The sequence below is a fragment of the Shewanella sp. UCD-KL12 genome, assembly GCF_001957125.1.
GTDB lineage: Bacteria > Pseudomonadota > Gammaproteobacteria > Enterobacterales > Shewanellaceae > Shewanella.
Window position 1 is genome coordinate 1,336,122 of record NZ_MPHJ01000001.1, and the last position, 21,257, is coordinate 1,357,378.

At 40.7% G+C, this 21,257-nt stretch carries 19 protein-coding genes; 11 read left to right on the forward strand and 8 right to left on the reverse strand.

Annotated elements, in window-relative coordinates; translation table 11 throughout:
- Positions 1-30 precede the first annotated feature (30 nt).
- Positions 31-1,443, reverse strand: a complete 1,413-nt coding sequence (gene sbcB / locus BM736_RS05685; RefSeq protein WP_076409585.1) for an exodeoxyribonuclease I — start codon at positions 1,441-1,443, stop codon at positions 31-33.
- Positions 1,444-1,709: 266 nt separating this feature from the next.
- On the opposite strand from sbcB, the gene BM736_RS05690 reads away from it, so the two are divergent.
- The 3 genes from BM736_RS05690 (at position 1,710) to BM736_RS05700 (ending at position 3,893) form a co-directional block, all read left to right on the forward strand.
- Positions 1,710-2,552: a hypothetical protein gene (locus BM736_RS05690; RefSeq protein ID WP_076409588.1), complete on the forward strand. Its 843-nt coding sequence runs from the start codon at positions 1,710-1,712 to the stop codon at positions 2,550-2,552.
- Between the two features lie 29 nt (positions 2,553-2,581).
- The gene (gene rlmA / locus BM736_RS05695) at positions 2,582-3,385 is read left to right on the forward strand and encodes a 23S rRNA (guanine(745)-N(1))-methyltransferase (RefSeq protein ID WP_076409590.1); all 804 of its coding nucleotides are present in this window, start codon (positions 2,582-2,584) and stop codon (positions 3,383-3,385) included.
- Positions 3,386-3,686: 301 nt separating this feature from the next.
- Positions 3,687-3,893, forward strand: coding sequence for a cold-shock protein (locus BM736_RS05700; protein WP_076409593.1), 207 nt, complete (start codon positions 3,687-3,689; stop codon positions 3,891-3,893).
- A 308-nt stretch (positions 3,894-4,201) separates the two neighbouring features.
- On the opposite strand, the gene BM736_RS25115 is transcribed toward BM736_RS05700, so the two are convergent.
- The 5 genes from BM736_RS25115 to BM736_RS05720 form a co-directional block, all read right to left on the reverse strand.
- On the reverse strand, positions 4,202-4,348 hold the full coding sequence (locus BM736_RS25115) for a hypothetical protein (protein ID WP_179079012.1): 147 nt from the start codon (positions 4,346-4,348) through the stop codon (positions 4,202-4,204).
- Positions 4,349-4,798: 450 nt separating this feature from the next.
- Complete coding sequence (locus BM736_RS05705) at positions 4,799-5,701, reverse strand: ABC transporter ATP-binding protein (protein ID WP_076409596.1); 903 nt, start codon at positions 5,699-5,701, stop codon at positions 4,799-4,801.
- Positions 5,698-6,540 (reverse strand): ABC transporter permease subunit, encoded by an 843-nt coding sequence (locus BM736_RS05710; RefSeq protein ID WP_179079013.1) that lies wholly within the window; start codon positions 6,538-6,540, stop codon positions 5,698-5,700. Before BM736_RS05710 ends, BM736_RS05705 begins: the two co-directional genes overlap by 4 nt.
- Before the next feature lie 121 nt (positions 6,541-6,661).
- Positions 6,662-7,324: a YceH family protein gene (locus BM736_RS05715; protein WP_076409598.1), complete on the reverse strand. Its 663-nt coding sequence runs from the start codon at positions 7,322-7,324 to the stop codon at positions 6,662-6,664.
- 127 nt (positions 7,325-7,451) lie between these two features.
- Positions 7,452-8,288 (reverse strand): S1 RNA-binding domain-containing protein, encoded by an 837-nt coding sequence (locus BM736_RS05720; protein ID WP_076409601.1) that lies wholly within the window; start codon positions 8,286-8,288, stop codon positions 7,452-7,454.
- A 361-nt stretch (positions 8,289-8,649) separates the two neighbouring features.
- On the opposite strand from BM736_RS05720, the gene speA reads away from it, so the two are divergent.
- The 8 genes from speA (at position 8,650) to BM736_RS05765 (ending at position 16,249) form a co-directional block, all read left to right on the forward strand.
- Positions 8,650-10,560, forward strand: a complete 1,911-nt coding sequence (gene speA / locus BM736_RS05725) for a biosynthetic arginine decarboxylase (protein WP_076409603.1) — start codon at positions 8,650-8,652, stop codon at positions 10,558-10,560.
- A gap of 116 nt (positions 10,561-10,676) precedes the next feature.
- Positions 10,677-11,603 (forward strand): hypothetical protein, encoded by a 927-nt coding sequence (locus tag BM736_RS05730; RefSeq protein ID WP_076409606.1) that lies wholly within the window; start codon positions 10,677-10,679, stop codon positions 11,601-11,603.
- A 23-nt stretch (positions 11,604-11,626) separates the two neighbouring features.
- Complete coding sequence (speB, locus tag BM736_RS05735; RefSeq protein ID WP_076409608.1) at positions 11,627-12,562, forward strand: agmatinase; 936 nt, start codon at positions 11,627-11,629, stop codon at positions 12,560-12,562.
- A 17-nt stretch (positions 12,563-12,579) separates the two neighbouring features.
- Positions 12,580-13,221: a pyridoxamine 5'-phosphate oxidase gene (gene pdxH / locus BM736_RS05740; RefSeq protein ID WP_076409610.1), complete on the forward strand. Its 642-nt coding sequence runs from the start codon at positions 12,580-12,582 to the stop codon at positions 13,219-13,221.
- 192 nt (positions 13,222-13,413) lie between these two features.
- A complete protein-coding gene (locus BM736_RS05745) occupies positions 13,414-13,989 on the forward strand; it encodes a YceI family protein (protein ID WP_076409613.1) in 576 nt (191 codons plus the stop codon).
- Positions 13,990-14,112: 123 nt separating this feature from the next.
- The gene (locus tag BM736_RS05750) at positions 14,113-14,466 is read left to right on the forward strand and encodes a DUF3802 family protein (protein WP_076409616.1); all 354 of its coding nucleotides are present in this window, start codon (positions 14,113-14,115) and stop codon (positions 14,464-14,466) included.
- A 423-nt stretch (positions 14,467-14,889) separates the two neighbouring features.
- Entirely contained in the window at positions 14,890-15,261 is a 372-nt protein-coding gene (locus BM736_RS05760) for an STAS/SEC14 domain-containing protein (protein WP_076409621.1), read from the forward strand.
- Positions 15,262-15,379: 118 nt separating this feature from the next.
- On the forward strand, positions 15,380-16,249 hold the full coding sequence (locus BM736_RS05765) for a RimK/LysX family protein (RefSeq protein WP_076409623.1): 870 nt from the start codon (positions 15,380-15,382) through the stop codon (positions 16,247-16,249).
- Positions 16,250-16,694: 445 nt separating this feature from the next.
- Here BM736_RS05765 and BM736_RS05770 read toward each other — a convergent pair whose 3' ends face one another.
- Positions 16,695-19,310 carry a PAS domain-containing protein gene (locus tag BM736_RS05770; protein WP_076409625.1) on the reverse strand — a complete coding sequence of 872 codons (2,616 nt, stop codon included), beginning with the start codon at positions 19,308-19,310 and terminating at the stop codon, positions 16,695-16,697.
- Positions 19,311-19,541: 231 nt separating this feature from the next.
- The gene (locus BM736_RS05775) at positions 19,542-20,942 is read right to left on the reverse strand and encodes a methyl-accepting chemotaxis protein (protein WP_076409966.1); all 1,401 of its coding nucleotides are present in this window, start codon (positions 20,940-20,942) and stop codon (positions 19,542-19,544) included.
- Positions 20,943-21,257 lie beyond the last annotated feature (315 nt).

Sequence of the window (21,257 nt, forward strand, 5' to 3'; positions counted from 1 at the left end):
CGATCACAGTCACACTTATCTTTGGCTATGTTATAAGTTGCTAAGATAATGACATAAAGCTGTAAGTAACTTTTGCTTTTCATCATCCGTCTCAGTTTCAATGAGTAAGTTTTCTAACTTAAGCATGTAGTCAGGATCGTTGAGCCTTGTTTGGCAAAACTCTCGCCATCGGATTGATTCAGACTCATCAAGTGTTGCAGGGTAGTTTCTTGCTCTGTACCTAAACAACATCTCCTTAAGCCTAGTATCATCAAAGTTAAGCTCTAAAGCGGCTAAGTTTTGAGGCAAGGTGTGACGAATTATTTCCATTTTTTCTTTGTCTGCAGAGCTGAAAAAACCACCACTATATAATTGAAGATCTGGGTCGGTAATATCTGAGTCATGTTCAACATCAAATACCATGACCAATTTTTCTCGTAGCTCAGGGTGTTGTTTTAATAATTTGTACTGCTCACGCGCAAAGGCTTTATCTATATTCAACCTTTGAGCATTTTCATCGGTCAAAATTTTAGGTGAAGTAATGAACGGGCATTTATTAATATGGATCTGTTTTAAGCTTATAGGAAGCTCACCCTCCGCAAGATCTGATCTACGGGTATACATTCTTTCTCTTATCTGTTCAACAGTGAGTTCTATAAGCGGGGAGATATCCATTGCTAAATTAATGCATATAACCGCATTTTTGTTTGTCGAGTGGTGAGCGACAGGTGCGATTAATGTTGTGCAACCATGTTCAGCACTGATTTTTGAGCTTACATGGACTAATGGCAGCATATTTAGTACATCAATTTGCTTGCTCACTTCTTGTTTACGTCTTAGCTGGAAGTAATATTCAAAAAGTTTAGGCTGTTTTTGTTTAATGAGTTTTGCCATATCGATGGTGGCATAGACATCTGACATGGCGTCATGGGCTTTTTCATGACTTAAATCATTTGCTTGCGTCAGGTGCTCAAGTTTAAAACTTGGCGAGCCGTCATCCTTCAGAGGCCATTCAATGCCTTCAGGCCTAAATGCGTAACAAGCCCTAACGAGGTCAATAATATCCCAGCGCGAGTTACCCTGTTGCCATTCGCGGGCGTAGGGGTCGTAAAAGTTACGGTAAAAACCATATCGAGTGACTTCATCATCGAAACGGATTGAGTTATATCCAGCAACACAAGTGTTTGGCTGACTGAACTGTTCATTGACCTTAGCCATAAACTCAGCTTCTGGCATGCCTTTCATATTCGCCAGTTGTGGCGTGATCCCCGTAATTAAAATAGCTTCAGGAGAGGGGAGGTAATCGTTGGCAACTTTACAATAAAAAGTCACAGGCTCTGAGACAAGATTAAGATCCATATCTGTTCTTATTCCAGCAAATTGAGAGGGTCTATCTTTCGCTGGATTTGCACCGAAAGTTTCATAATCGTGCCAGAAGATGGTGTTATTAGAACTGTGAGACATAGAGAACAAGTATTAGGAGGTAGTTGCTAATAATCATAGCATTGTAAACTATTGCTTGTCGTTACTTAGGCTAAGGACAATTTGAACATATGGGTAAATTTAGTCCTTGTTATCACTTATTAAGGTCTAGTTTATCGAGAATGTGTGCAATAAATTTCTCTAGCTATGACAGTTATATCATTTATTTGTTTAAATTTAACTGGTTACAATCTGGTGCCTGGGGTTTGTGCAGGGTACAATCAATCTCTAACCAGAGGCAGTTATAGATGTTTGAACCTTTATTAACCCAACCAGCAATTATTACCTTAGTAAATAGTGCTAGCTTGAAGATCACCCTAAATGAAAATATTAGCGACTTTGGCCTATTTCAGGCCATTAGTGGACATTTAGGTGAGTTTATTGTCGTAGAGATCAGTGATACTTCGATGTCGCTGCTATATCGTTTACACCCATTTTTATCGTTAGTAACACTTCCTTCAGATTTATCAGACCCATCTGACTCATCAGGCGCGTCAAAGCCATCAAATTCGTTTAACCCAAGCTTGAGTCGAAGTGGTGGGCAAGGTTGGAGGTTGTTTTCCGGTCTTGGTGTTGCGCCTACAATAAGTAGTCAGCAGCTGCGAGCAGGGCTTGAAATCGATGTGCAGTTTACTAATAAGGTCGATTTCAGCCTTTCCAGTGACGCCAAATGGCAATTAGTCGCTTTAGAGGAAGATTTCAGGGTTTTTCATGGTCCAAGAGAGCTTGTACAAGCAAGAGCTTTAGTATCGAGGGCGTTTAGCTATGACTCCACGACTGAGCAGATCTTGTTAGAGTTATCGGAGCTTGAGAATGTTCGTAGCGACTTGTCACGTTTTGGAAACAGTGAGCTTGTTTTGAGACATCCAGATGTCAGCGCAGAGGTTTTAAAGCTAGATGCCCAGCTATCACGTAAGAAACAGTGGCTATCAAGAAGCTTTAATCAATCTGTCGAACGACATAATTGGCAAACTGCGTCTAATCAAATTGCCACAAATGATGTTCAAACGAGGCAATTAGAGTATTATCGCCTGCTTTCGACTCCAGCTGTCAATGAGATGGTTCATCAGCTTATAATTGATGAAGAGTAAATCGTTCTACTAGTGCCTTGGATTAATAAATGAAATATGTTTGCCCCCTATGTAAAAGTGCATTGCAACTGCAACAGATGACTTGGTCCTGTGATAAAAACCATCGATTTGATTGTGCTAAAGAGGGCTACGTTAATCTGTTACCCGTTCAGAAAAAGCGCTCTAAAGATCCTGGTGACAATAAAGAGATGATGTTTGCTAGAAGGGAGTTTCTTAACAAAGGGCACTATCAAGGGCTCAGTGATAGAGTCAATGAACTCGCACATCAGTATTGCCCAGATGCTAAGTTAGGCCTTGATATCGGTTGCGGTGAGGGATATTACAGCCATCGTTTATCAGAACGTTTACCTAATATGACACTTCAGGGGTTAGATATATCAAAATCGGCACTTAAGTATGCCTCCAAGCGATATAAAGATATCAGCTTTTGTGTTGCTAGTGCTTTTGAGATGCCTTTTGAACCTGAGCAGTTTGATCTGTTACTTCGAATTTATGCCCCATCATTAGATGAAGAGCTGAGAAGGGTGTGTAAACCTGGCAGTATTTTGATAACGGCTTCTGCCGGTCAGAATCATCACTTTACTTTAAAGCAGATGATCTATGATGACCCCAAGCACCATATAACACAAAGTAGTCATATTGAGGGGTTTGAACTACTACATCGCGAAAACCTTGAGTTACAGTTAGTGCTATCTGATGAGGCTGACATAAGTCACTTTCTTAATATGACACCTTATAGTTGGAAATTAACCGATGAGCAGAAAGCCGATTTAGTGAAGACTGGGCTGAGCTGTGAGCTTGATTTTAAAATTGAAATTTTTAGTGCCATTTAATCTTCAAAAGTACAAAAGCGGTCAAAAAACAAACAAGCGCTTGTTTTTAGTGTTTTTACACCACTTTTATCTTGGTTAAACTTAGAACAAGCAACAGAAAATAAAGCAAAATTATAGTGATCATATTGTTTTTGTTTGTTGACATAGGCTGAGAATGATTTATAGTGGATGCAGCTTGAAGGTTGGGCTTATTTCTATGTATCAATACGATCCGTTCGTCCTGTTAACATAAGTAATACCGGCATATTCCAGCTTTACTGCCGTTTTGGCTTTATTTTATTTTAGTTACAGGATTTATATCATGTCTCAAGTTACTGGCGTTGTTAAGTGGTTCAACTCTGACAAAGGTTTTGGATTTATCGAGCAAGAGTCTGGTCCAGACGTATTCGTTCACTTCCGTGCGATTCAATCTGACGGTTTCAAAACTCTTGACGAAGGTCAGAAAGTTCAATTCACTGTGACTCAAGGTCAGAAAGGTCCACAAGCTGAAAACGTAACTGTCGTTTAAGTTTGGGCTTTCGATTAGCATTAAGCTAATCCAAAAGAATTTAGTAAGAGCTGCGATTTATCGCAGCTCTTTTTTTTACATCAAAATTTGTCTGATACATATAAATCTTATAGCTGTAAGCCTGATAGTTGCAAGCTCTATAGGTAGTAAGTCTTATAGTCGTAAGTTTTATAGTAGTAAGTCTTATAGCAGTAAAAAACTCAATTTTTCTAGAAACCCCAGATAGCAAAAAGTATCGAATCTCAATAGATAAACTCACTCCCGACCAATAAGCTCTTCATACCTCATCAATTGATTGTATCTCTTGTTTATTTATAGCGCTCTGAGACGTAGTACAAGCTGCTATTAACGCTATAGTTCAACAGTAAAACAACTTTCAAACTGATTAGATTCATTTTAATCGGCATATGATGCGGTCGCTCAGCGTGACGGTAGCGCTTTAGAGGTAAGGTCATTAATTGCTCCTTGATAACTGCTACTGCGTTACTCTCGATAATAGCTCCTGCATTATTCTACCTTCGACCATCCATGGTCTCGTACCTCCTATATCCATATAGTCGTGAATAAATGACATTCACAACATCTGACCTTCATGGGTCAAGGAAATGTCTAAAGTATGTAGGGAACATACTAGACCATGTTCTTTGTAACGAGTGAAGCGCATAGTTGTTGAAATAGGCTTGATAGCGTTTCTGAAGTGCAAAAGTCGCGCTGAGCAGGCCGACATTAACCCAAGAGGTAGGTATTGCTGAAAGCTTTATAATATTACACGCGGGTATCAAAGTGGGGGCTTAGATATAGGTTGGTACTTGAGCTATCGTTGTTAGTTATAATGGTATTAGGTTGAACCTTGGAAGGCTGTAAAGAGTGGAGATGTCATTGCCATCTCCACTCATTGGCTTAACCTATGAGGAGAACAGTTTATCTTCCAGCGTCCTTCCTTTCAAAATTGCTTTGTAGCGCCAACCTTGAGCTAAAAACAGTTTGAAAAGCTGCAGTTCAAGATCAGTGATCTGCTTGGCATTGTAGTGGATTAAAAACTCATTCTCTTGCTTAGCGGTAACAGAGTTGACCCCTGATAGCTTCTCTACTTCTTCGATTAGCGCCGTATTATCACATTCTTGCATTGAAATAGTGACGTATTCATCGAGCAAGTTTTCCTGCATAGAAACAGATTGGCCAAGCTTGCCATTGTCGAGATAGAGCACTTGATCACATAGCTTTTCAAGTTCATCGAGATTATGAGAGCTGATAACAAAGGTGATCTCATGAGACAATGAACGTACAAGCTCACGTATAACTTTGGCATTAACAGGGTCGAGTCCGGCGGTTGGCTCATCTAATAAAACAAGTTCTGGTGAGCCTATTAAAGCCTGCGCAATAGATGCCCGCTTACTCATGCCATGGCTAAGCGCCGTTGGCTTTTGCTGGGCGACATCTTTGAGGCCTACAAGCGAGAGCACTCTTAGCCCTTCAGATTTTGCTTGAGACTTGCTCAAGCCTTGTAACGTACCGAAGAGAGTGAATTGTGTGATCAGGTTTAAGTTTGGATCTAAGGCAGCATCTTGAGGGAGGGATGACACTTTACCAAGCAGCTTTCTACTTCCTGGTTGCTCTCCCATGATCGTAACGTTGCCGCTACTAGGAAGCAGATAACCACACAGTAAACTAAATAGTGTTGTTTTTCCTGCACCATTAGGTCCAACAAGTGCAATTGGTGCACCCGTCGAGAGGGATATGCTAACAGAGTCTAATGCCTGTTTGCTTCCGTAAGATTTACTCAAGTTTTCGCAAGTGATTAGGCTCATAATGCACTCCTTGTCATATAAGTTCTGCCAAGGAAAAGTAATACCGCAGCTTGGATGAGGGGGATTGGTGCATAGACTAAACTGGATATTCCTTGAGTATTGATCATCATACTCAGTTGAGCGCCGGGTAGAAACCAACTTAATATTGAGCCAACAGCTGGGAGTTGGCTGTTAATTAACGCAATAATGATAGCGCTCGCCGCCCAAAGTAGTATTGCGTAGATGGTTGCCTGTCTAGCAGAGCCTGCATAGAGAGATAGCAATGCCATGATCGCAGTATAGGGGAGTAAAATGATAAAAATATTGATGAAAACCATGAAACCAGAGGTCAATGCTGCAAGCACTAGGGTGCCATCTCGAGACAGTGCCAGTAAGACGGTTGCTAATACTGTCAGCAGCAAGAGTAAAGATTGAATTAACATATGGCCGATAAATCGTCCAAAGAAAAGGCTATCTCTGCCGGTTCTCAATGTCAAAAACCTAAAACTTCCCCTTTGTTTATCTGAAGCAAATTGATCGGCAGATACAAAAATGCTGAATAGTGGAAAGATATAGAGTGCAGCAACCCAAAATATGGCCATTTCAGCGACTTTCCATTGAAACAGTTTATCGACGGATGATTCACCAAATACGCTCGTGATCAACTGTCTAAATTCAGGGCTTAGTAGAATGTCAGAAGCACTGCGGATTGGGTAAAGTAGGATTAATAACCATACTAAGCCAAAAGCTATGAGTGCAATGAGTCCCTTAGGGTTAAACAGTAATTTTTTTAATTCAAATTTGGCTAATATGAGCGTATTACGCGCAAATCCATTGTTGAGATTAGCTTCCAAAATCATCCCTTATTGGTTATTAAACATCCTCACTCAAGACTAACACGCTTAAGGTTTGAGAAGGTTTCAATGAGTAACATGTTGTTTCGTCGTAGAGCTTAACTGATACGTTTTAATAAAGGTCGATTTAATTAAGTAGATCGTGGAGTGCTTCTTTTAATTGTGCAACCTCTTGCTCGAGTTTCTCAACCCGTTGTACTAACTCATCTTGCTGTTGATTGGCTGCTCGAGCTGGTGAGGATGAGATGGCCGACACTTCACAAGAGGGGGCTGTTATCGTTTCTCTTGCTTGGTCGGAAAATAGACCAATAAAACGAGAGTCTCTCTTGCCTGGTTCCCTTGGCAGTTGTTTAACCAGCGCAGGCTCTAATTGAGCTAAAGCACTGAGTGTCTTATCAACTTCAATAACATCACTAAATTGATGCAGTCGGTTACTGCGCGTCTTGAGCTCACCTGGCGTCTGTGGACCTCGTAAGAGTAATAAGCATACGATAGCAAACTGAGCTGGAGTAAATTGAAGATCGCTAAATTCAGTATTACAAAATCTATGTTTAAATTTGACTACACGAGAGCCGAAACCTGATTGCTCAGTAACAAACCTCAATTTCATTAAAGAATCTAAAGCGGCTTGTGTTTCTGACTCTGTCATTGCCATTACAGGTTCACGGCTAGACTTTTGATTACAAGCTAAGGTTAACGAATTGAGTGATAAAGGGTAAGACTCTGGTGTGGTGACCTCTTTTTCAAGTAGGCAACCAATAACTCTTGCTTCATGGAGTGATAAATTCATTTTGTTTGACTCATAAAAAAAGCATGACTTTGTTATAACAGAGTCATGCTTTCAATCAAAGGCGCAAGTCAGAACTAATTGCCTTTATGGATGATATCTAATCAACTTACGATATTGAAGTGTAAGATTAGTTATCAGCCAGTCTGATCCCATCAGTATCTATGGTGATCTGTTTGCTCTTATATAAGCCGCCAATGCTCTTTTTAAACGCTTTTTTGCTCATTGATAATTTAGCATAAATGGTATCGGCATCAGTTTTATCATTTAAAGGAAGGAAGCCGCCAGCTTGCTCTAATTTAAACATGATAGTTGTAGAGTACTTATCAAGCTCTTGCTTAACACCTGTCTGTAAGATCAGGTCGATTTTGTCGTCGGCTCGAACTTGTTTAATATAGCCTTTTAATTTTTGGCCAAAACTTAAGGTGCGATAAACTTCATTCTTGAAGATCACCCCCCAATGGCTTTGGTTAACAATCGCTTTGTAACCAAGATCGGTTGTACCACCTATGATCAGATTGACTTGTTCGCCTTTAGTATAAGGAGGAGGCGTGGTGTCGAGGAATTTATCAATTTTAGACGATGCAACAATTCGGTCATCGACATTGCTGGTATAGATATAGACTAAGTAAGAGCGACCCTCTACGATCTCTCTGTGCTGCTCACCAAATGGTAGCAGTAGGTCTTTATCTAAGCCCCAATCTAAAAATGCACCGTATTGCCCCGTTGCAACCGCTTTTAAAAATGCAAACTGACCTACCTGAGCGAGCGGCTTTTTAGTGGTCGCTATCACCATATCGTCAGAATCTAGATATAGGAAAACGTCTACCATGTCACCGATGTTACACTCTTTTGGGGTAACTTTACTTGGAAGCAAGACTTGGCCAAGTTCTTCTGCATTAAGGTATACACCAAAATCCACAAGCTTAACGACTTCAAGTGTGCATGTTTTTCCTATTTGTATCATGAGACTCTCTATTACTATTGGTAATGATATTTGGACATTTTGATTGCGGATTATAGTGGAAAATCGCGCAACAATCTGTAAGTGATTTTACTCTCTTTCTCAATTTTGAGTAAAAAATTGATGTTGGAGGTTCTTTTTGCTCATTACATGCTAATGTTGACTGGATCTGCGAGCCATTTATTTTGTATCTTTAAGTGATATTTATGCTTGCAATCAAGTTAACTCGGGTGTTTAATTGCGCCCCATTTTTATCGTCTGGTGATGGACTTACTGTTAATCACCAGGCTGATTACTCAATGGTTAGAGATGGCATATTTCCTTTGGTTTTTGCTTTTCGATTTCTTTTATAGGTTTAAAAATTATGAGTGATTGGTCTATTAATGATGCCCGAACTGGGTATAACGTTAATTATTGGAGCCAGGGGTTATTTGGTATAGATGATGGCGGGGAAGTCACTGTCTCTCCAGATCAAGCAAACCCCAATTTTACTATTGGCTTAAATGAGCTGGCAAAAGATATGGTCAAGTCAGGAGTCAATCTCCCTGTTTTGGTCAGATTCCCCCAGATCCTTCACCACAGAGTCAACAGTCTGTGTCATGCATTTAACCAAGCCATTGTGAAATACCAATACGAGGCCGACTATTTACTGGTTTACCCTATTAAGGTAAATCAACAGCAAACAGTCGTTGAGGAGATCCTTGCTAGCCAAAAGTTTAAAGAGGTGCCTCAACTAGGGCTCGAAGCGGGCAGTAAACCTGAGTTAATGGCCGTTCTTGCTATGGCACAAAAAGCCAGCTCAGTGATCATCTGTAATGGGTATAAAGATATTGAATATATCCGCTTGGCTTTGATTGGCGAGAAGTTAGGTCATAAAGTTTATATTGTTCTTGAGAAACTCTCTGAGCTGAAAGTGGTGCTGCAAGAGTCTAAGAAGCTCGGGGTTACCCCAAGACTTGGTTTACGAGTTCGTCTTGCCTTCCAGGGCAAAGGTAAATGGCAAGCTAGCGGTGGAGAAAAGTCTAAGTTTGGGCTTTCAGCGGCTCAAGTGCTTACTGTTATCAAGGCGCTCAAAGATGAGCAGATGTTGGACTCATTACAGTTACTGCACTTTCACTTAGGTTCTCAAATTGCCAACATTAGGGATATTAGACAAGGTGTGAGTGAAGCGGGTCGATTCTATTGTGAATTGCAAAAGCTCGGCACTAATGTCAAATGTTTTGATGTCGGTGGTGGCTTGGCTGTTGATTATGACGGCACACGCAGTCAAAGCAGTAACTCGATGAATTATGGTCTGACAGAATACGCAAATAATATTGTGAGTGTGCTGACTGATATCTGTAATGAATATCAGCAACCTATGCCGAGGATTATCTCTGAATCAGGTCGTTTCCTGACGGCTCATCATGCAGTGCTCATTACCGATGTTATTGGTACAGAGGCCTATAAAGCTGAGGTGATAGAAGCCCCTGAAGATGACGCTTCGCAGTTATTGCAAAATATGTGGCAATCTTGGATAGAGGTTAGTGGCCGCGCGGATCAACGGGCGCTGATTGAGATCTATCATGATTGTCAGAGTGATTTAGCTGAGGTTCACTCATTATTTGCTCTGGGCCAACTGACATTGACTGAGCGTGCTTGGGCTGAGCAGGTCAATCTACGTGTTTGTCATGAGCTTCAGGGTGTTTTAAGTTCCAAGTATCGTTTTCATAGACCCATTATTGATGAATTAAATGAAAAGCTTGCTGATAAATTCTTTGTAAACTTTTCACTGTTTCAGTCACTACCTGATGCATGGGGGATTGACCAAGTCTTTCCTGTATTGCCGCTTTCAGGATTAGATAAAAAGCCTGAACGCCGTGCTGTTATGCTTGATATCACCTGTGATTCTGATGGCACTATTGACCAGTATGTTGATGGCCAGGGGATTGAAACGACGCTTCCCGTTCCCGCGTGGAGTGCAGAGAGCCCCTATTTGATAGGTTTCTTCCTTGTTGGGGCGTATCAGGAAATTTTAGGTGATATGCATAACCTCTTCGGTGACACCAATTCAGCTGTCGTGAGGGTGGATGAAAACGGCTTAACAAATATTGAGTCAGTGCTAGCGGGTGATACCGTGGCTGACGTACTTAGGTATGTCAATTTAGATGCCGTCTCCTTTATGCGTACGTATGAAGAGTTAGTCAATTTACATATTGAAGAGGGCGAGAGAGCTAATATCCTAGAGGAGCTACAGCTTGGTCTGAAAGGTTATACCTATTTAGAAGACTTTTAGTAATTAGAAGATTCTCTGTAATTTGAAGATGTCTCGTATTATTGGCGCTGTAACCGTACTATAGGGCTACTCCTATAGTACGGTGATTAGAATGTGTAAAACTAGGTGCAGTCGTCATGATATTTGAAGGTTCAGAGAAGATTATTGAGATAGGTTTAACTGAACCATCTTCTTCACTAAGACAACAGCCAGCAAGCTTTTGGCAGGAACTGGTTGCGAGTGCGGGGGCTGAAATTATCTCCCACATTCAAAATGATGATTGTGATGCCTACTTGTTGAGCGAGTCTAGTTTATTCGTGTGGGATAAGCGTATAAGAATGCTCACCTGTGGCGAAACACAGCTGTGTGATGCTTTAGTATTTTTTATTGAGCATTTCGGTTCTCATTCTATTGCCTATTCGACCTATCAAAGAAAAAATGAGTACCTGCAACAACCTGAGATCAGAAGTTTCCAGCAAGATTTAGAGTTTATTAAAACATCTATTTGTGGAAAAGGTTATCGGGTAGGGCACTTAGACAGCCATCATCACTACCTTTTTGTGTCAGCCAATCAAGATACAAGTATTAAGCCACTCTCAACGACAGAGTTGTTGATGTATCATTTAGCTGAGCCCAAAGCTGTATTTTATCGTTCAAAAGGCCAGACAAGTGCAGCGATACGCGCTCAGTTGGCGCTCGATAAGTTGTTTCAGGGATTTATTTTTGACGATCACCTCTTTACTCCTTTTGGCTATTCGCTCAATGGCATTAAGGGAGATAAATATTTCACGATACACATTACTCCTCAGGCGCAGAGCTCATATTGTAGTTTTGAAACTAATATTGCTGCGGAGGAGTTACCGGCAAAGGTGTTAGAGCAATTTTTAAAAAATATGGCACCAGAGCGATGGGATCTTATTGCCTTTGACCGACCTTTAGTCCAGGTTGAACCATGCCGTGAGTCATGTATTAATACTTGCTCAATTAGAACTGAAGGGGATTACGATGTACATTTCAAGCATGTACATCAACCTCATAAATTACCATTTGCAGAAGTTATATAATAAATAAAGATGTTGGAGAGTGTATGACCACCATGATTGATAAGCCAGATTATTCCTTGTATTCCAATGCGTTCGGCTATTTGAGGCAACCATTGGATTTCAACCCAATCGCCGCTGATGCAGATGTTGTTATCTTAGGTCTGCCTTTTGATATGGCAACCACTGGACGTTCAGGTGGCCGTATGGGACCGGGAGCAATCAGACAAGCTTCGATCAACCTAGCATGGGAAGAGACGCGTTGGCCTTGGGATTTTAAACTTTGTGACACCTTAAAGATCGTTGATGCTGGCGATCTTGTTTATGATTGTGGTGATTCAGCTGACTTTACGCAACGTGTTGAAGACTTTGCATCTGCCATTCTCGATTCTGGAAAAGCAATGCTGAGTTTTGGTGGTGATCACTTTGTGACTTTGCCGCTATTAAGAGCGCATTTTAAGCAGCATGGCAAGATGGCCTTGCTACATTTTGATGCCCATACAGATACATACAGTCAAGGCAGCAAGTATGATCATGGCACTATGTTTTACCACGCACCTAAAGAGGGGATTATCTCTACTGAACATTCTATTCAAGTAGGGATAAGAACCGAGTATGAACGAGACTCTCACCAGTTTCAGGTGATTGATGCTGCAACGGCTAATGATATGAAAGCGGAAGATATTGTTGTACAAATTAAAGCGCGTGTTGGTGATATGCCCTTGTATGTGACTTTTGATATCGATTGTCTTGATCCCGCTTTTGCGCCTGGGACGGGGACACCAGTATGTGGTGGATTGACCAGTGATAAGGCGATGAAGATTCTTCGTGGTCTGAGGGGAATGAATATAGTCGGTATGGATGTTGTCGAAGTGGCTCCAGCCTACGATTCAGCAGAGATAACAGCGTTGGCTGGTGCAACATTAGGACTTGAGATGCTCCATCTTTGGGCCGATAAAAATATGAGCGTTCAAAGCAAATAGCTTGTCAGGAATTGAAAATGTCAAAACTAAGCGATATTAGGCGTGAATATACGTTAGGAGGACTCCATCAAGAGGACGTACCAAGTAACCCTATGGTGCTCTTTACACGTTGGATGGAGGAGGCTAGAGACAGTGAGTTACTCAGTGATCCGACAGCTATGGTCGTTGCCACAGTTGATGAAACGGGTCAGCCATTTCAAAGGATAGTGCTGTTAAAAAGGTTTGATGATGGTGGCTTTGTATTTTTTACAAATTTAGAAAGCAGAAAGTCACAGCATATTGCATCAAATGCCAAAGTTAGCCTGTTGTTTCCTTGGCACTCATTAGAGCGACAAGTTGCTATCACAGGTGAAGCTACCGCGTTATCTACTGCTGAGGTGATGAAGTACTTTATTACTCGTCCAAAAGAGAGTCAGATCGCAGCCTGGGTGTCTAAACAGTCGAGCAAAATATCGGCAAGACAAGCCTTAGAAACAAAATATGCTGAAATGAAGGCTAAGTTTAGTAACGGTGAGGTGCCATTACCAAAGTTCTGGGGTGGCTATATTGTTAAACCTGAGAGTATTGAGTTTTGGCAGGGAGGAGAGCGCCGATTACATGACCGTTTCCTCTACAGTCTAGAGGGGAGTCATTGGCAGTCTAACAGGCTTGCGCCATAGCGATATCATCTTTTTAGAATGACGCCTATAAACCTTGAGCCATCAACTGGTTCAAGGTTTTTTTGTATCTGTTTAGTGCTAAGTCATCAATATACTGGTCAAGATGCACATCAGTATTTACTTATGTAGATTCATTTATATACTGTATTTAGACATAAGTTTTAAATAAATAGAAATACAAAGGGAGCATGTATGAACAAAGCACTAATCGGTTTGTTACTCAGTTCAGTAATGGTTTCAGTATCAGCCAGTCCTTGGACTGTTGATAATAAGAATTCAAATGTAAATTTTATCTCAACCAAAAAAGTGAATGTTGCTGAGGTGCATCAGTTTCACACTTTTTCTGGTCAACTTGACGATAGTGGCAAGTTCTCTTTATCAATAGATTTAGCGAGTGTGTGGACTAATGTTGAGATAAGAGATATCAGAATGAAAGAGCAACTTTTTGAAGTTGGCAAGTTTCCTAAGCTCACCTTAAGTGCCAATGTTGACAAAGAGGTCGTTAATTCTATTGCCGTAGGCGGTACAAGTGTGATGGATATCTCTGCTGATTTGACGCTACATGGTATTACGCAAACCATGCCTATTTCAGTGACAGTGGCTAAATTGTCTGAGAATCAAATTTTAGTGGTCAGTACTCAGCCAGCCGTCATTAATGCTGCAAACTTTGAGCTTTCAGCCGGCATTGAAAAGTTAAGAGAAATTGCTGGGTTAACCTCAATTAGCCAAGCAGTACCTGTTTCATTCATTTTGACCTTGAATCGTTGAACAGAGGCTGATGTAGATCACCTCAAACGATAATAACGGTTCAATTCTATAAAAAAAACGATAAACTGGACAGTGGGCATGGTATCAACCATGCTCTAACTGATTAGGTGAATAGGTTTAAAAATGGTTACAGATAAAGATGGTTACATGCATCTCATTCAGTATCTCACAGAGCATTTAGGTCTGTTTGAGGCTAAAGAAGCGGTCTCTACAGCCGGTGATACGGTAATGGAATTATTTGAAGAGCAGTTGTCGGCTCAGATCATTATGGTATGCGGACAAAACCCATCGTTAAGTTTTGCGCAACGTAATATGGTCATTCGTGAAATTGATGCAATTGTATATGACCTAGAAGAGATTTTAGCGAATGTATCTAAGCGTATAGCCACACCAGAGCAGACCTTATTTATCACTGAATTTTCTGGTTTGATAAAGAATCTATTTGATCAAGAGATAGCTAAACTCATAGAGGAATAATGAGTTTTTATATTTAGTTACAGTATTTTACATCTCTATCATTGTCACGCCATCAATTGAAGCCTAATGTTTATTATAGATAAACATTAGGACTAACTGGTTGAAATCACTTACTCGTTCACTACATTTTCAACATATAGCAGCTTATGTGGTTTTGCTCATCTTCTGGTGGGCTATTCATGTCTTCAGTGTTAACGCTCTTGATCTTGGTTGGGGATTTTTCCCATTAGTTGTGTCACTTCCGTTTGTACCGTTTATACTTGTTTGGCTAGGGGTTCAATTTTCTCGTCATTATCGATGTTTTAAATCGGGTATTAATTTGGGTAAACATCTGCTTCATTGCTTTTGTATCTTGATATTATTTACTCTGTTTGTGTTCCATTTTATTTATTGATTAAATATTTGAGCTGCAAGGAGTGCACTATGCTGGAGATCTTGGATGGTTTTAATCATGACACCGTTGCGATAAAGGCGAGTGGTGTTGTTACCGGCGATGATTATGATAATCGTTTGTTACCAGCTATAGAGGGTAGGTTAAAAGATCATGCATCAATTAAGCTCTGGTATGAGTTTGATGTTGGCTTTAAGGGCATTTCTGTCGAAACCCTTTGGGATGATGCAATGTTAGGTTTTTTTCATTTGACTGATTTTTCTCGAGTTGTCATTATTACTGATAGTGACTGGATCACTGCGATGGCAAAAGCGATGGCGTATATGATCCCCTGTCCTGTGAAAGTTTTTGATCGAAGTGATAGCCAGTTAGCGGCAGAGTGGATAGCTGATAACGGAAATTAGCTTCTCGCTTTTGATCTCTTCTACATGCTATGCAATAGCACTGATATTATCAGGTCGACTCTTGAGTCGGCCTTTTTTACTGTTAATTAAGTTTTAATACTTGGAGCGAGTAAACCTAATGCTTAAAAAATTAAGTTTATGTATCTTATTTCTCTCAACATCTGTGGTTGCTCAAGATAAAGTTATGATCGGGCCAACAGCTGTGATGTCAGTTGCCGACACTAAATTATCTTATGAAGCCAGAGTGGATACTGGTGCTGTAAATACTTCACTTCATGCATTTGATCTCGAGGTCGAGGGCGGAAGTGAAAAGAACATGAAAGACAACATAGGGAAAACACTTCACTTCACCACTGAAAATGGCTCAGGTGAACGTCAAAGGCTTTCTGCGACCATTGCAAAGACATCAACGGTGAGTAACTCACAAGGCAGAGAAACGCGCTATATGGTGAACCTTGATGTGGGGTTCCATGGCTCTGAGCGAGAGGTGATGGTTAATCTCCGTGATCGAAGCCATATGGATTACAAACTTCTCATAGGGCGTAATTGGTTAAAAGGTAAGTATATCGTTGACGTCTCTGAGAAGAAGTTAATTGGTCCAGTCGCCCCAATCAGTATCCTTGAGACAGGTTTGATGTTTAAAACACGCATCGATACTGGTGCTGTAGAAAATTCTCTACATGCTGTCGATCTTAAGGTTGAAGGTGGTGTCGACGATATGGAAGAAAATGTCGGCAAGATGCTTACTTTTATGACTGAAAATGAAAAAGGGGTTTCACATAAAGTCAGAGCACGCATTATTGAAACATCGCTTATTCGCAATGCTCAGGGCAGTGAAGTGCGTTATATGGTTGAACTTACGATTGGAGAGCCGGGGTCTGAGTACAAGGTGAAAGTGAACTTGAGAGATCGTAGTAAAATGAGCTATAAGCTACTTATTGGACGTAACTGGTTACAGGGACATTACCTTGTAGATGTGGACCGTTAATGCTAAACCCTATTAATAAAAAGAGAGGCTGCGGCCTCTCTTTTTTTAACTCTGAAGCATCTACTTCTGAGGTGCTTTCATCCACAGTCTTTCCCTGAAGTCGTTAATAAAGAGGCCATATCTTTATCCTTAACTATGCATAAAGGTATCTTGTTAAATTAAGGCAATCCGTGAAGATTCGCTTATCCCATTCATGGGATACACAGTACGATATAGCCTTTTTATGGCAAATGCTGTGCAGAGGGTTAGCGAGCCGTGCAGTGCAAGCTTCTAAATCAGTGCTGGAAATGTTCCATCAATTTACCTGCATTCCCTGCCATCCATAGCGGTCAGTGATGTAGTAGCACTTATTAGGGAATTATCTATGGCGACTTGCAAGTGCTGGGCGCTAAATTTCGCTTTTAGGCAATAATTTTAAAGCCACCTTCTTCAGAAGGTGGATGCTTTATCTAGACTCATCTATGGTACAAGTTACGGTTGTATATTGGTTTAGTACCGAACTAACAACCACCTTGCCCTTAAACTCCATCTCCAGCCACAAAGACATTTCAGCTAAAGTACCTCCAGCAGTATGCTCAGAAATATGATTGTTTATCTCTAATAGCTCACTTGCAGAAAGGCCTTGTCCATTATCAGTCACTGATACCGAGAGCTGTAGATCCCTCTTTAACTCAATAATGATCTCTTTATCATGATTTTGTCTGCTAACACCCTCTTTAAAGCCGTGGGTTATTGCACCTTGAATCAATTTATAGAGTAAGGTTAACAGTGACCAAGGGGGAAGATTTAGCGTTAATGTTTCTGGGCAAATTAGGCGGCATTTTATCTGCAGCTCTGCACATTGAGGCTCAAGGGTCGCAAGCAAATGCTCTACAAACTGTTTAGCATGAACTGATTTTATCTCTTCACTTTGAGGAACAACTAAGTTGAGAAGGTGCCTTATTCGATCCGTTTGACTGACGATAATAGCGATTAACTCTTGCCGTCTCTGGCTAGTGATCTGCTCATGATTTATTGCTGTGAAAATTTGTTCACTTTCCATCAACTGCTGCTTAAGCAAGTCAGTGATCATCTGGGGCATGAGTTTGTGACTTTGAGCGCCTATTTGATGTAATTTTAAGGACTGCTCTCTATGTTGTTCAATAGAGATACTTGTCTGCTCAACTTCATTCAGGTTTAGGTGTAATTGCTCTATCTGCATCTCGCTATGCGCACAGTGTTGTTTGAGCTGTATGACTTGTTCTGAAAGCTCTTCATTATGAGCTTTAATCGTACTGATATCGAATGCCATTGCGCCAAGAGCAATGATGTTGCCCTCATTATCATGTATCGGGTATTTAGTGACTTGGTAGGTTATCTCACCTTGATTGGTTGGAATAGGTTGTTCAAAGCTTTGTGGACTTTGGCTGGTTAAGATGACTCTGTCATGCTCGGCTATAATTTCTGCAATATGGTTAGGAAAAAGATCTGAATCTTTCGCGCCGATAACCTCACTTCTTTCTTTGCCTAACACTTCACAAAATCTATCATTCACTAAGCTATAGCAGCCTGCTTTATCTTTAATACAGATAAGGTTTTGTGATGAGTTTAATAGATCGTTGAGCTGGTCTTTATGGGTATTTAACTCACTTTTAGCCTGTTTTTGCATCGCGAGTTGCTGCTCTAGGGCAACATTTCCTGCATCTAAGCTAGAGTATGCAATTTCTAACTGCTGACTTCTTGATATAAAGGCCTTCGCAAGTTTTCCTATTTCATCATTACGTTGGTTTGCTGTGAGTTCAAGTTTAGCGATGTTCCCTTGCTGTAGGGCATTAACCATTTTCGATATAGGCTTGATAAAAATTTTGTGTTGAAAGCCAATCAGCACAACAAGTGCTATAAGTTGAGTGAAAAGTAAGTAAAAACCGATTTGGGCCGTGATGGCATGCTCTTTATTACCAACCTCACTCAGTGGAGTCACTAAGACTATTTTCCAATAAGTTTTAGGCATATGGAAGATTGAAACTAAAGCTGGCTCCTTACTTATAGGATCATTTTTCAGTATTAAGCTTGAACTACGCTCTGAGGTTGTCGATAAGCCATGAGTATTGGCATTAATTAGGGCTAATAAACGTTGTCTTTTGGCTAAATCCATTGTGTTGAGTAATGGTGTTAACTGTTTCTGATCAAAGCCACTTGTCAGTTGAGTCTGTTGAATAAATCGAGTATCTAGACGTTCAATCTCAGTTTGGATATCGGCGTAAGCAGGCTGTTGTTGGGTGAAGTGTTTAAATGGTTGGCTCAGATAGGAGGACAGTTCTGCTGGATCTTTAGGGGAAAAATCATCTGGGTGCGCTAATACGTTATTATTGCTATCAAGCGCAAACAGATATCCTTGATGAAGCTCAAGCTTGTTGAAGAATGATTTCAATGATGAAAGTGCTAAATCTACCGTAGATACACCGATAAACTCATGTTCGACCCACATCGGAACCGACGCTGTGATCATTGTTTCTTTTGTATATGGGTCAATGTAGGCATCAGACCAATATGTCGTACCTATCGGGTAGTAACGTGTTGGTTTATACCAAGTTTCAGAATGGTAACCTGAGCCGTTTTGATCGTTGTAGCCCTTGACTAAATTAAATTCGTTTAACGCACCTTTGGCCCAAAAGTAGCTGTCACGTTTTTTATTCAAGTCAAAAGCACCAGGCTCAGGCCATAGGCCCCCACCGGCAATAAAGTGATCTTGTCTGTCAATGTTTAGCAATGCAGGGATGACTCGGGTTAGTTGTGCAGGGGATTTAGCGTAAGTCTCACCAACGGATGCCATAGATGCAGCTAATGCTTCAATTTTGGAAGTGGTTTGTTGAAGTTGAGCAACTATGGTTAAGCCTAAATTTTGGCTTAAAGATAACTGGGTTTCTTGATGATGTTTTTTCTCAATTGATAAGATTAGCCAAGTACTAGAAGCAATGATCAACCCAACAATACAAAATTGAATCATTGAGAACTTGAACGGTAAGCTATTTAGTTTATCCGATTTAAAAGAGGGGAGGTAAGAAGATCCATTCTTTCCCATTGGGGCACACTTCCTTTATCTACTTGCCATATGTTAACTAGCTTAATAGAAAAGCGGCTAGGTTTAAACTGGTGATGGTAGCAAGATAAAGCTAGGCCCTCCCTTGAGTGCTCTATCTTGTTGTAAAAATAATGCCCACTTCATCAAATCAGTGAGCATTAAGCTGAAATTAAAAACGCTTCAGCTATATTTATGATGTTAAGTTAAGCGATAAATCTTTAGCGCTATTACCTAGATCTTAAGCCCTATTAAGAGTTGATCGAGTTGCTCTGCTGTCGCATGCAGTTCATCACAGCCTGAAACAGACTCATTCGCTGATTGTTCAACGTTGTGAGACTGGTTGCGGATCTCCATTAAGTTTGTAGCTATTTCATTAGCAACAGCAGATTGTTCATCTGCAGAAGTGGCAATCAATACGCTCATATCGTAAACACGGCTACTATGCTCTGCAATGGCTTTAAGATCATCACCTGTATCTAAAACATGACGCTTACCTTCATCAGCCTTGTCGACAGTCCGTTTCATGACTTGAGTCAGATCTTGTGACCCTTTTTGAAGGGCTTCAATCATTGACTTTATTTCGACTGTAGCCTCCTGTGTGCGACCCGCTAAAGTACGTACTTCATCAGCAACAACAGCAAAGCCTCGACCTTGTTCTCCTGCACGAGCAGCTTCAATGGCGGCATTTAATGCAAGCAGGTTTGTTTGTTCTGAAATGGCGTTAATAGTGGTAACCACTTCATCAATTTTCGCGGCGTTATCATTGAGGGTATTTACGGCTGTTGACGCTTCACCAATCTCTGTCGACAGCATCTCAATGGCATCCACTGTGGTTGCGATATCTTGCGAGCCAGCATCGACTTGGGTATTAGCCTCTTGCGTCTCATTTGATGACTGCTCGGCATTTCGGGCGACCTCTTTAACCGCAGCGGTCATCTCTTCCATTGCTGTCGCTAGCGAGTCTAGGTGTTGCCTTTGATTTGATGCTAATGATTGTCCTTCTTGGGCATTTTGACGGAATGATTGCACAACTTGGCGGATCTGATTACTGGCATGGCTTAGCTGGGTGACTAAGTTATGCTGACGCTCGACTAAGGTATCTATGCTGATAGCTAGAATACTAAACTCATCTTTAACCTCAAAGAAATTGAGCCTACCAGTAAGATCGCCATCAGCGGCTCGTTTCAAAGCCATGACGTTAGTATAAAGCGCACCACCGACAAAAGATGAGATGTAATAATTTGCAATAAAGATGATTAAAATCAGCACGACTAAGCATGTGATGACATAGGTACGGCTGCTAGCCATAACATCTGACACATCAGATTGTATCGCAGTTGCTACGCCATTGTGATTGACCAAGTCTTGTCTTTTCAGCGCTTGCAAAAATTCAGCTTGCTTCTCTTGAGGAATATATCGATTGCTTAAAGACACTAACTCATTGACTGAGCTTGCATGGTTTTGCGCAGCCTCTTGATGGCTGTGATCCAGTTGTTCTGTAAATTGGCTGTAGAGGATAAATGACAGCCCAATTAAGGTGAAGATCGGAATAATCGCTAATATGGAAAATTTTGTTTTTAGGCTCATCTGGATAAGAAACTGGTCTACCCATCGAAACTTTACTTCTTTCATAGCACTTCTCTGTTGCTGAATGTCATCAAACATCATTATCGGGCGGTTCCCCAAATTCTTAACGTCTTTTTAGCATTTGATTGTTTGATTGTTTGAGTTTTGGTCGGTTTGTTGTTTTTTTGATGGTTAAAGTATAGATGTTTCACATTTGAAGCTAGCAGGGTTCGATAAATAATATTTCAATGAGGAGGAGGGGAAATACCGATATAAGAGGTGCTATTTATCTGAGCAATATTAGTCGATGTGAAAGAAATCGTGACCTAAGCTTGATAATTCGTGGTGTTATGGGCAAAAAGGATGAATTAGCGCTAGTCA